A 10,522-nucleotide genomic window follows, 5' to 3' on the forward strand; every position below is an offset into this window, starting at 1 on the left:
GAGACGAAATTCATTGCATTGGCTCCCTGATCGTTGAAGCCGTGGCCGGCTCCCATCCGACCTATAGGCCAGGCCTGCTGACAGCTTTCCGTCAGGAAGGATCGCCGTGCGCCTGCACCAGCGGCACGCCCTGCTTACCCCCTCAGCAGCGCCAACTCTTCTGCTGTCAAATGCCGTGCCGTACCCTTGGCGAGGTCGCCGAGCGGCAGGCGGCCGATAGCGATGCGGATGAGGCGCAGGACCTCGACGCCATGCGCGGCGAGCAGGCGACGGATGTGGCGGTTACGGCCTTCGTCGAGCACGATCTCCAGCCAGGCGGTGCGGCCGCCGCTGCGCAAGAGTTCGATCGAGCTGGCGGTCAGGGTCTCGCCGTCGACGGTCACGCCCGCGCGTAACGTCTCCAGCATCGCCTCGTCCGGCACCGTGCCGATCTGCACGTGATAGGTCTTGGGCAGATGCGAGGCCGGGTCCATCAGCCGGTTGGCAAACCGGGTGTCGTTGGTCATCAGCAGCATGCCTTCGCTGGCTTTGTCGAGCCGGCCTACCGGCGAGACGAAGGGCAGATCGAGCCCTTCCAGGCAGGCATAGACGGTGTCGCGCTGCTGCGGGTCGTCGCGGGTGGTGACCAGCCCGCGCGGCTTGTTGAGCATGAGGTAGACCTTGCGCTCGGCAACCACCGGCCTGTCGTCGACGACGATGCGGTCGCGGTCGAGGTCGACGCGCAGCGCCGCATCGCGCACCACCTTGCCGCCGACGCGCACGCGGCCTTCGGCGATCAGCACCTCGGCCTGTGTGCGCGAGCACAGGCCGAGCTTCGACAGCGCCCGGTTGAGACTGACGCCGGGCGCCCCCTGCCTGCCGCTCTGCCGTGTCTGCCGTGGTGTCATGGTGCCGTCTGCGCTGGTGGAGCCGACAGATGCCACGGGCTGCAATGGCTTCGCAAGCGTGGTGCTGTCTTCCTATACAGGGCAAGGGGCAATGGCGGCATCCGTACCGCCTGGAACAGCGATATTGTCGCCGCCGCATCCGCTATAATCTGCACCCCATGAGTGAGTCCGCTGCGCCGATAACCAAGACCGTCGTCATCGGTGCCGTGCCGGCCAAGGTCTGGCGGATACTAACGACGCCAGAAATGATCCCGCAATGGATGTCCGACGAGGAGTTGACCGTCAGCCTGCAAGGGCAGGCCGGCGGCGCGATCGTCATGCGCGGACTGCTGCACGGAATACCGTTCGAAAACCACGGCACCATCCGCACTTTTGAGCCGGGAATGAGCTTCGCCTACAGCTATTGGAGCACGCTGTCGGCCTCGCGTCTGGCGGACGTGCCCGAAAATCACACCGTGGTCAGCTTCGACCTGGCGCCGGCGGATGGGGGAACACTGTTGACACTGACGCTCAGCGACTTCGCCGAACCGGCGATCCGTCCGCACGCCAATCTCTACTGGGGACCGACCTTGCAGATCCTGAAGGCGGTCTGCGAGCGCGCTTGAGAGCGGGCGGGAGTCATCGCAGCGGATAGGTCGTCCCGCCCTTACTCTTTGGGGTGTCGGGTGAGGGCCAGCGTGCGAATACGGTCGGCGACGGCGCTGTCGACCGGGTTGTAGACGGTCAGGCTCAAATCCGGCCGGCCGTCGACCGCGAAGCCCGAATATTCCAGTTCGATATCGCCAAGTTCCGGGTGCTTCAGGCGCTTTGTCCCGTCGCCATGGCTGAGCACGCCGTTTTCCCGCCACAGGGCGGCAAACTCGGGGCTGGCGCTGCAGAGTTCGTCGACGAGTTCACGCACCTCGGAGACAGCACCGGCGCGTGCCGCATCGGCCCGGAACGCGCCCACCACGAAACGGGCGAGGTTTTGCCAGTCGTGCTGCCTGGCGCGGATATGGGGACTGAGGAACATGAAGCGCAGAATGTTGCGCTCGCCCTCGGGCAGGGTGCTGTAGTCGGTCAGCACGACCCTCGCGGCACGGTTCCAGGCAACGACGTCCCAGGTGGCGGTCCTGACTATGGCGGGGCTGGCATCGAGCGTGTCGATGAGGCGCTGCAGCCGGGGGCTGACGCCTTCGACGCCCCTGTAGCGGACCTCGGGCGGGCGCCCCAGCCCGAGCATGAAAAGATGTTCGCGCTCCGCCTCGGTCAGCAGCAGCCCCTTGGCGATGCGGTTGAGGACATCGGCCGAGGGTGCGCCGCCGCGGCCCTGTTCCAGCCATGTGTACCAGGTCGGGCTGATGTTGGCGCGCTGTGCGACCTCTTCGCGGCGCAGCCCCGGCGTGCGTCTGCGTCCGGAAAACCCGAATGATGCGGGATCAAGCCGGGTGCGCCGGTCTTTGAGGAACGCTGCTAGTGAGCCGGAATTGGAAGGCATCCTGTTAGCCATTATACCACGATAAGATCACTACTTTAATAGAATAATAGACCGGCAATATTACGCAGGCAACTGTACAGGAGATTTTGCATGCGTATCTTTCTCACCGGCGCGACCGGTTTCATCGGTTCCGCGATCGTTCCCGAACTCATCAAGGCAGGCCATCAGGTGGTCGGCGTGACCCGCTCCGACGCCGGCGCCGAGGCGCTGGCCGCCGCCGGTGCTGAAGTGCATCGCGGAACGCTCGAGGAGCCCGAAGGGCTGTGCGATGGCGCGGCCAAGGCGGACGGCGTGATCCACACGGCATTCGACCACGATTTTTCGCGGTTTGCCGAGAATTGCGAAAAGGACAAACGCGTCATCGCCGCACTGGGCGCCGCGCTCGCCGGCTCCGACCGGCCGCTGGTGATCACCTCTGGCGTCGGCATGGGCAGCCCCGGGCATGGCCAGTTGGCGATCGAGGACGTCTTCAACGCCAGCCATCCCAATCCGCGCATCGCCTCGGAGCTGGCCGGCAATGCCTTGCTGGACGCCGGCATCAATGTGTCGGTGGTGCGGCTGCCGCAGGTCCACAATCCGGTCAAGCAAGGCCTTATCACGCCGCTCATCGAGATCGCGCGTGAAAGGGGCGTCTCGGCCTATGTCGGCGACGGCCGCAATCGCTACTCCGCGGGCCACCTCCTCGATGCGGCGCGGCTTTACCGGCTCGCCGTGGAAAAGCGGCAGCCGGGCGCGCGCTATCACGCGGTCGGCGAGGAAGGTGTCGAAGTGCGCGCTATCGCCGAGGCGCTCGGCCGGGGTTTGAAATTGCCGGTGGTTTCCATTGCGCCGGAAAAGGCGGCGGAGCATTTCGGCTGGATGGCGATGTTCGCGCCGATGGATCTGCCGGCCTCCAGCGCTCTGACCCAGGCACGGCTCGGCTGGCACCCCACCGGCCCGACGCTGATCGCCGATCTCGACGCCATGCGGTATTGATGCGCTTAGCAACGCTCGAGGTGAGCCGAAGTCTCTGACTTCGTCAGCCCCGTCGCGGAGACCCTGGGCCACGCCGCGACCTTTCGGGATTATGCTCCAGGGCTGACCGCGTAGCGCAGATGGACGAGCCCATGCGCCAGCGCCTCGCAGCTCTTCAGGGACAGCTGCGTCTTGCCCGCCAGGCCGCTCTCGCCGAACTCGACGAAACCCTGATTGGCGGCCCGTCCGTCGATCGCGGGTGCAACGAGAAGGCTCAATTCATCGACGAGCCCGGCGGCGAGGAAGGAACCGTTGATGCTGGCGCCGCCCTCGAGCAGCAGCCGGCTTATGCCGAGTTCGCGTCCGAGGACCTCAAGCATCGCGGCGAGATCGATATCGCCGGTTTCCGCGACGATATAGGACACGCCGTCGGCGGCAAGCTCTGCCAAATGGCTGTCGGCAACGTCGCGCCCAAGCAGCACCACGACATGGTCGCCACCGATGTCGGGTTTGGAAAAATGAAGCTTGCCCGAGGCATCGAGCGCCACGGCATAACCCGCACCTATTTGCGCGAAATGATAGGGCCGGTCGACCTTGCCGGCATTGGCCGGCGGATGCGCGCCGGCCTTGCTCATCTCGGCCATGGTGACGCGCCCGACGATCCAGGCATCAGCCGCGAGATCATTATGGATATGCTCGTAGAGGCTCGACCACTCGGCCCGGGTGCCATCGGGGCTCGAGGTATAGCGGCTGGGGTGGAGGCTGCCGTCAAGGGATGCCAGCATATGGCAGATGATTTGCGGCTTCATGTTGTTCTCCAGTCGAGTGCTTTGGGTTCAGTCCAAAGTAGTGCCACGCCGGGAGAATGGAAGCCGCACGCCTCATGACGTACCCAGCCGTTGAGACGGCATGTGCCGGCAGGTATCATGACCGGATGTCCGCGAACATAATCCTGTTTCATTCGGTTCTGGGGCTGCGCGAGCACGAGCGGCATCTCGCTGGAAAGCTGGGCGCCGCCGGTCACGCCGTTTCGCTGCCGGACCTCTATGCGGGCGTGGCGACGGACGATCTCGAGCAAGGCTTCGCGATCAAGGCGCGGATCGGCTGGGAGGTCATTTGCCAAAGGGCGCGCGATGCCCTGGCCTCGACGCCCGGCGATACGGTGCTGGCGGGGATTTCGATGGGTGCAGGCGTGGTCGCGTCAGTCTGGGCCTTGCGGCCGCTGACGGCCAAGGTGCTGCTGTTGCATGGGCTGGCAACCGTGCCTGCGAACATCCGGCCCGGCCTGCCGGTTCAATTGCATGTCGCCGACACCGATCCGTTCTTCCCCGAGCCGGATGTCCGCGCCTGGCAGCACGCCGCCGAGGCCGCGCAAACCGATGTGCGGATCTTCCGCTATCCAAACTCGGGACATTATTTCTCGGATCCAGCTCTGCCCGACTACAACGACACAGCCGCGGCGCTGCTTTGGCAGCGTGTTCTGGCGTTCCTGGATTGAGAAGCAGAGGGGCGGCCTTGCATTGGAGGTCTTCCGACAAAGCGGCCCCCACGCCGGAAATCCAAAATCCGACAATTCCGATAATTTGCCTGGCACCGCTGTTATATCGATGTTGCACAAATGGTTGGCCCTGGGTTAGCATCCCTGCGCAGGCGTCGGTGGGAGGCTCTTTTTACAGCGGCGGCCAGCTGGAGCGGCATGCGTTTTCGGGCGCAGGGAGGATGCTCCACACTTTGAACCGACGCATGATCCTTCCTGAAACCGATCCCGGTTTTCGGGTCGTGCGTTCTTGTGGAGGAGGATCCCATGAACAGACGTGAATTCCTGCTGTCGTCCGCGGCTTTCGGCGCCATGATGGTTGCCGCGCCTTCTGTGTTTGCGCAGGACAAGCTCACTATCCTTGGCTCGGTGCCCAGTCTCGGCTTTCCGTTCTTCGTGCACATGCTGAACGAGATCAAGGCGGAAGCCGCCACGCAAGGCGTCAATCTGACCGAAAGCGACGGCCAGAACTCGGCCACCAAGCAGACCGCCGACATCGAGGCCGCCCTGGTGCAGAAGGTCAACGCCATCGTCATCTCGCCGCTCGACGTCAACGCCCTGGCGCCGGCCATCGAGGAAGCGGTCAAGGCCGGCGTTCCCGTGGTGACGATCGACCGCCGCGTAGACGGCGTCGAGGGCATCCTCGCCCATGTCGGCGCCGACAATGTGAAGGGCGGCGAGGCGGAAGCCAACGCCGTGGTGGCGGCGTTTCCCAACGGTGCCAAGCTGTTCCATCTGCAGGGCCAGCCCGGCGCCGGCCCGGCGATCGACCGCAACAAGGGCGTGCACAATGTGCTCGATCCTCTGAAGGACAAGTATCAGATCGTCTTCGAGCAGACCGCCAACTTCGCCCGCGCCGAGGCGCTGTCGGTGACCGAGGCTGGCCTTGCCGCCAACGGCAAACCCGACGCCATCGTCTGCGCCAATGACGACATGGCGCTGGGCGCCATGGAGGCTTGTGCCGCGCGCAACTTCACCGACGTCAAGATCTACGGCTTCGATGCACTGCCCGAAGCGCTGGTCGCCGTGCGCGACGGCAAGCTTGCGGGCACCGTCGAGCAATTCCCCGGCGAGCAGTCGCGCACTGCGGTGCGCATCGCGGTGGCCTTTGCCAAGGACAAGACCGAGCCGAAGGAGAAGCTGGTGCTGCTGACGCCAATCGTCATCGGCAAGGACAATCTCGACAAGGCAGAGCGGATTGGCGAGACGAAGTAGGGGTTTGGCGGGGATCGGCCGATTGGCAAAGCCGGCGGGACAGCGCCCCCCTCTGTCCTGCCGGACATCTCCCCCTCAAGGGGGAGATCGACTGTTCCTCCTGCTTTCGCCAGTTCCCAAATGTTGAAAGAAAAGGTGTCGCCGGTGACACAGCCAATCTCCCCCCTTGAGGGGGAGATGTCCGGCAGGACAGAGGGGGGCGTTCAAGCGCTGACAGGCGACATCAACTGCATGGAAGGAGCCACCCTTGCCGCCAGCCGCTGAAGCCGCCTCGCCCGAACCCATCCTGCTTGCCGTCGAAGGCATCACCAAGCATTTCGCCGGCGTGACGGCGCTCAGCGATGTCTCGCTCGATATCCGCCCCGGCGAGATCCTCGGCCTGCTGGGCGAAAACGGCGCCGGCAAATCGACGCTCTTGAAAATCCTGTCGGGTGTGATGCCGCCATCGGGCGGCCGCATCACTTTCGACGGTGCCGATTATCATCCCTCCAGCCCGCAGGATGCCAAGCGGCTTGGCATCGTCACCATCTATCAGGAACTGAGCCTGATCCCGACGCTGACCGTGGCGGAGAACATTTTCATCGGCCGCGCGCCGATCGGCCCGCTCGGGCTGGTGAGTTGGCGCAAGATGGAGGAAGATTCCCGCACGATCATCGCCCGCGTCGGTCTCTCCATAGACCCGATGACGCCGGTCTCGGCATTGTCCGTGGCCGAGCAGCAACTGGTCGAGATTGCTCGGGCGCTGTCGCTGGAAAGCCGGCTGATCATCATGGATGAGCCGACCTCGGCGCTGACCGAGACCGAGGTGCAGCGGCTGCTGTCGATCATGGACCGGCTGCGCAAGGACAGGGTCGCCATTATGTTCGTCACCCACCGGCTGGAGGAAGCGTCCGCCATATGCGATCGCATGACGGTGCTGCGCGACGGCAGGCTTGCCGGCCACCTTAACCGTGAAGGCGGGCCGATCGCGCTGCCCAAAATCATCGAGAAGATGGTCGGCCGCGCGGCGTCCGAGCTCTACGCCCGGCCGGCGCAACGCGCGGTGGCCGGCGATGTCGTGCTGTCGGTGCGCGGCCTGCGCACTGTGCGCGACCCCGAGGCGCCGCACGCCATCGTGCTCGACGGCGTCGACATAGACCTCAAGGCCGGTGAAATCCTCGGCGTTGCCGGGCTTGTCGGCTCAGGCCGCACCGAACTGGCGCGCGCTATCTTCGGCGCCGACCGCATCGCGGCCGGCACCATCACGCTCGACGGCAAGCCGATCGCCCCGTCATCACCCGCGGACGCCATTGCCCTCGGCATCGGCCTGGTGCCGGAGGACCGCAAGCACCAGGCGATCTTTGCCGCGCTGGGCATCCTGCCGAATTTCTCCATCGCTTCGCTGGGCAGCTTCAGCAACGGTTTCGGCTTCATGGCCGAGCGGCGCGAGCGCGATGCGCTGTCCGGGTTTCGAAAGATGCTGTCGATCCGCATGGCTTCGGCCGAGCAGGCGATCGAGGGCCTGTCGGGCGGCAACCAGCAAAAGGTGATCCTGGCGCGCTGGCTCGCGCGCGATCCGAAAGTGCTGATCGTCGACGAGCCGACGCGCGGCGTCGATGTCGGCGCCAAGACCGAGGTGCACCAGATCCTGGTGCAGCTTGCGGCGCGCGGCATTGCGGTGATGATGATCTCGTCCGAACTGCCCGAGGTGCTGGCGGTTTCGGACCGCATCGTCACCATGCGCCGCGGACGCATCACCGGCCAGATGCCGGGCGTCGAAGCAAACGAGGAAAGACTGATGGAACTGATGGCACTCGACCGCAAGGAGACACTATGAGCGTGGCGGGGGAGCAGGATCAGCGCGGCGGCATCAACTTCGCGCGGCTTTTGATGAGCTTCGGGCCGCTGCTGTTCCTGGTGGCGCTGATCATCGTCTTCACGGTGCTGAAGCCGAGCTTCATGGACCCGATCAACCTGTTCAACATCACAAGGCAGATCTCGATCACCGGGCTGATCGCGCTCGGCATGACCTTCGTCATCCTTACCGCCGGCATCGACCTGTCGGTCGGCTCGCTGCTCGCCTTCTGCGGCATGGTCGCCGCCGTGGTCGCCAAGGGCGGCACGGCCAACACGCTGTCGCTGTCGACGAGCGGCACGCAAGGGTTCGGCTGGTTCGCCGCGCTGCTGGCCGCCATCATCGTCGGAGCCGCTGCCGGCGGCGTGCAGGGGCTTGTCATCACCCGGCTGAAAGTGCCGCCCTTCGTCGTCACGCTGGGCGGGCTGACGGTGTTTCGCGGGCTGACACTGACCATCTCCAATGGCGGCCCGATCTCGGGCTTCGACGCCTCGATGCGCTGGTTCGGTACCGGGCTGATCGGCCCGGTGCCGGTGCCGGCGCTGATCTTCGCGGCGGCCGCCATCCTGTGCCACATCGTGCTGCGCTACACGCGCTATGGCCGCGCCGTCTATGCCGTCGGCGGTAATGCGGAAGCAGCGCGGCTGTCGGGCCTGCGCGTCGACCGCATCCTGGTCTCGGTCTACGTCATTGTCGGCTTCTTCGCCGGGCTCGCGGCCTTCGTGCTGTCGGCCAGGCTGAACTCCTCGGAAGCGGTGGCGGGCATCGGCTACGAACTGACCGTCATTTCGGCCGTCGTCATCGGCGGCACCTCGCTGTTCGGCGGCATCGGCTCGGTCGGCGGCACGGTGGTGGGCGCGGCGCTGATCGGCGTGCTGCAGAACGGGCTGCAGTTCAACAACGTCTCGTCCTACACGCAAAGCATCGTCATCGGGCTCATCCTGATCCTGGCGGTGGCGTTTGATCGGTGGCTGAAGTCGAGGGTAAGAAGGTGAGGGGGACGGTTCTCCCTTCTCCCTCTGTTGGAGAAGGGGAGCCCCATTCCTTGCAAAACAATCATGCTTTGCTAGAAAGGTTTTGGCGGGTGGCATCGTGAGAGAACCTCATGTTTGCCGATATCATCAGACCGATCACCCTAGGTTTTTCGCTGCTGCGGCGGTTCTGGCCGCAGCTCATGGCACTCGTGCTGGCCGGCGTGATGGTCGGCGATCTCCTCATGCTGCTGGCGGCGAAGGTGGCGCTGGCCAATCACTTCGCCGGGTTGGCGATGCTGACGCTGGTGGCGCTGGCGCAGCTGGTGGTGACGGTGGCAATGTTCCACGTGCTGCGCCCCGGCCTGCCGCATGTGGTGGCCGCGCAGCGCGGCGCCGACAAGGCCGCAACCACCGAGACGCAAACGAAGCCGGGTGCCGAGGCTGACCGGCGCGGCTCGCGGCTGGTGCGGATGATCACCATCGCGCTTCTGCCGTTCTTCGCCTATTATGCCGCCTGGGGATTTCTGGGCGACGTCGTGCGGCAGTATTCGCGCGAAACACTCGACCAGGCCGATTTCGGCCAGAGCGCTGATGTGCTCGACGTGCTCGACTCGCGCTGGCTGCTGGTCTCCGTGGCGGTGTCCTGGCTGATCCGCCGGCTGGCCAAATTCATGCAGGCTAAGACAGGTGCGGAGTCGTTCTGGCAGATCGTGGTGGTGATCTGCGAGACCAACTGGATCTTCGTCGGTCTCTACGTGATCAGCCGATGGAAGGATTCGGCCCTGCAATGGCTGATGAGCCGCAATTTCTGGTCGGCCCTGCAGGCATCGGTGGACGGGCTGGCAAACCCGGTGCCGATGGCCTCGGCCGCACCCATGGTGCCGGTCGAGATCTCCTCGATCGCGCCGTCGACGGCTGCGATCAACCTGTTCTTCTTCATGCTCCTGCCGCTGATCTGGCTGGTGATGGCGGCGCTGATCTACGGCTATGATGTGCGCGACGATGCTGCCCTGATGCGCGTGCATGGCCGGCTGGAGCGTGCCGGCCGGCGCTATGCCGGCCTGCCGAAATTCCTGCGCGATTTCGTCGAGCATTTCATCGCCGGCTACCGCTCGCGCTATCTGCCGATCGCCAACGGCGTGCGGCTGACGGTCAGCGCCAGCCTGGTGCTGTTGTGCACGCTGGTGGTCGGCTACCGGTTGCTCGACTGGGGCGCGGCCTGGCTGTGGCTCGGCGCGACGCGGCTGATCGGTCCACACGAGCTCGATATCTGGCAGATTTTTTCGCATGCCGTGACGCTGCTCTTCGGCAGCCCGTTCCAGGATTCCTCCACCGGCATCCTGATCGAGCCGCTGCGCATATGCTTTCTCGCCGCCGTGCTGGAGACGGCGTTTTCGATGGCGAAGCGGGCGGGGAAATGAGCTTTCTTTACGGGGAGAAGGATGCTGTCACTTCGGCGGCCGCTGAAAACGCAGGAACCAGGGGCGCTCGCTGCCCAGGCCAATGGCTGGGCGGATGGTCTCGATGGCATCCTCGGGCACGATGAAGGTCTCGCCGACGCTGATGATTTCGCCCTTTTTGGCGCCGGAGAAGATCGCCGAGGTGCAGTTCATCACGCCGTCCGGCAGGCTGACGCCGGAGATG

The 10,522-nt window shown here is 65.0% G+C and carries 10 protein-coding genes and 1 pseudogene; 7 read left to right on the forward strand and 4 right to left on the reverse strand.

Translation table 11 applies throughout. The annotated features are described in order from the left end of the window. Window positions 1–134: 134 nt before the first annotated feature. Window positions 135–887 carry a pseudouridine synthase gene (locus tag EN884_RS12240; RefSeq protein WP_063170295.1) on the reverse strand — a complete coding sequence of 251 codons (753 nt, stop codon included), beginning with the start codon at window positions 885–887 and terminating at the stop codon, window positions 135–137. A gap of 158 nt (window positions 888–1,045) precedes the next feature. Between EN884_RS12240 and EN884_RS12245 the strand changes: the two genes are divergently transcribed. After that, entirely contained in the window at window positions 1,046–1,492 is a 447-nt protein-coding gene (locus tag EN884_RS12245) for an SRPBCC domain-containing protein (RefSeq protein ID WP_063168649.1), read from the forward strand. A gap of 41 nt (window positions 1,493–1,533) precedes the next feature. Here the strand turns inward: EN884_RS12245 and EN884_RS12250 are convergent, their stop codons facing one another. Next, window positions 1,534–2,376, reverse strand: coding sequence for a helix-turn-helix transcriptional regulator (locus tag EN884_RS12250; protein ID WP_063168648.1), 843 nt, complete (start codon window positions 2,374–2,376; stop codon window positions 1,534–1,536). 78 nt (window positions 2,377–2,454) lie between these two features. Here EN884_RS12250 and EN884_RS12255 point away from each other — a divergent pair, with 78 nt between their 5' ends. After that, window positions 2,455–3,339, forward strand: coding sequence for an SDR family oxidoreductase (locus tag EN884_RS12255; RefSeq protein WP_063168647.1), 885 nt, complete (start codon window positions 2,455–2,457; stop codon window positions 3,337–3,339). Window positions 3,340–3,428: 89 nt separating this feature from the next. Here EN884_RS12255 and EN884_RS12260 read toward each other — a convergent pair whose 3' ends face one another. Then, window positions 3,429–4,127, reverse strand: a complete 699-nt coding sequence (locus tag EN884_RS12260; protein ID WP_063168646.1) for a RibD family protein — start codon at window positions 4,125–4,127, stop codon at window positions 3,429–3,431. Between the two features lie 125 nt (window positions 4,128–4,252). Here EN884_RS12260 and EN884_RS12265 point away from each other — a divergent pair, with 125 nt between their 5' ends. From EN884_RS12265 to EN884_RS12290, 5 genes are all read left to right on the forward strand, one after another. Further along, entirely contained in the window at window positions 4,253–4,816 is a 564-nt protein-coding gene (locus tag EN884_RS12265) for a dienelactone hydrolase family protein (protein WP_024501764.1), read from the forward strand. A 306-nt stretch (window positions 4,817–5,122) separates the two neighbouring features. Further along, entirely contained in the window at window positions 5,123–6,070 is a 948-nt protein-coding gene (locus EN884_RS12270; RefSeq protein WP_013530574.1) for a substrate-binding domain-containing protein, read from the forward strand. A 247-nt stretch (window positions 6,071–6,317) separates the two neighbouring features. After that, window positions 6,318–7,886 carry a sugar ABC transporter ATP-binding protein gene (locus EN884_RS12280; protein ID WP_063168645.1) on the forward strand — a complete coding sequence of 523 codons (1,569 nt, stop codon included), beginning with the start codon at window positions 6,318–6,320 and terminating at the stop codon, window positions 7,884–7,886. After that, window positions 7,883–8,899: an ABC transporter permease gene (locus EN884_RS12285; RefSeq protein ID WP_013530576.1), complete on the forward strand. Its 1,017-nt coding sequence runs from the start codon at window positions 7,883–7,885 to the stop codon at window positions 8,897–8,899. Before EN884_RS12280 ends, EN884_RS12285 begins: the two co-directional genes overlap by 4 nt. A gap of 110 nt (window positions 8,900–9,009) precedes the next feature. Continuing rightward, window positions 9,010–10,299: a hypothetical protein gene (locus EN884_RS12290; protein WP_063168644.1), complete on the forward strand. Its 1,290-nt coding sequence runs from the start codon at window positions 9,010–9,012 to the stop codon at window positions 10,297–10,299. A 27-nt stretch (window positions 10,300–10,326) separates the two neighbouring features. Here EN884_RS12290 and EN884_RS12295 read toward each other — a convergent pair. Beyond that, window positions 10,327–10,522 (reverse strand): annotated as a pseudogene (locus EN884_RS12295) (hypothetical protein); the annotation flags it as partial.

Source organism: Mesorhizobium sp. M7A.F.Ca.AU.001.01.1.1, from assembly GCF_004022735.1.
Taxonomy (GTDB): domain Bacteria; phylum Pseudomonadota; class Alphaproteobacteria; order Rhizobiales; family Rhizobiaceae; genus Mesorhizobium; species Mesorhizobium ciceri.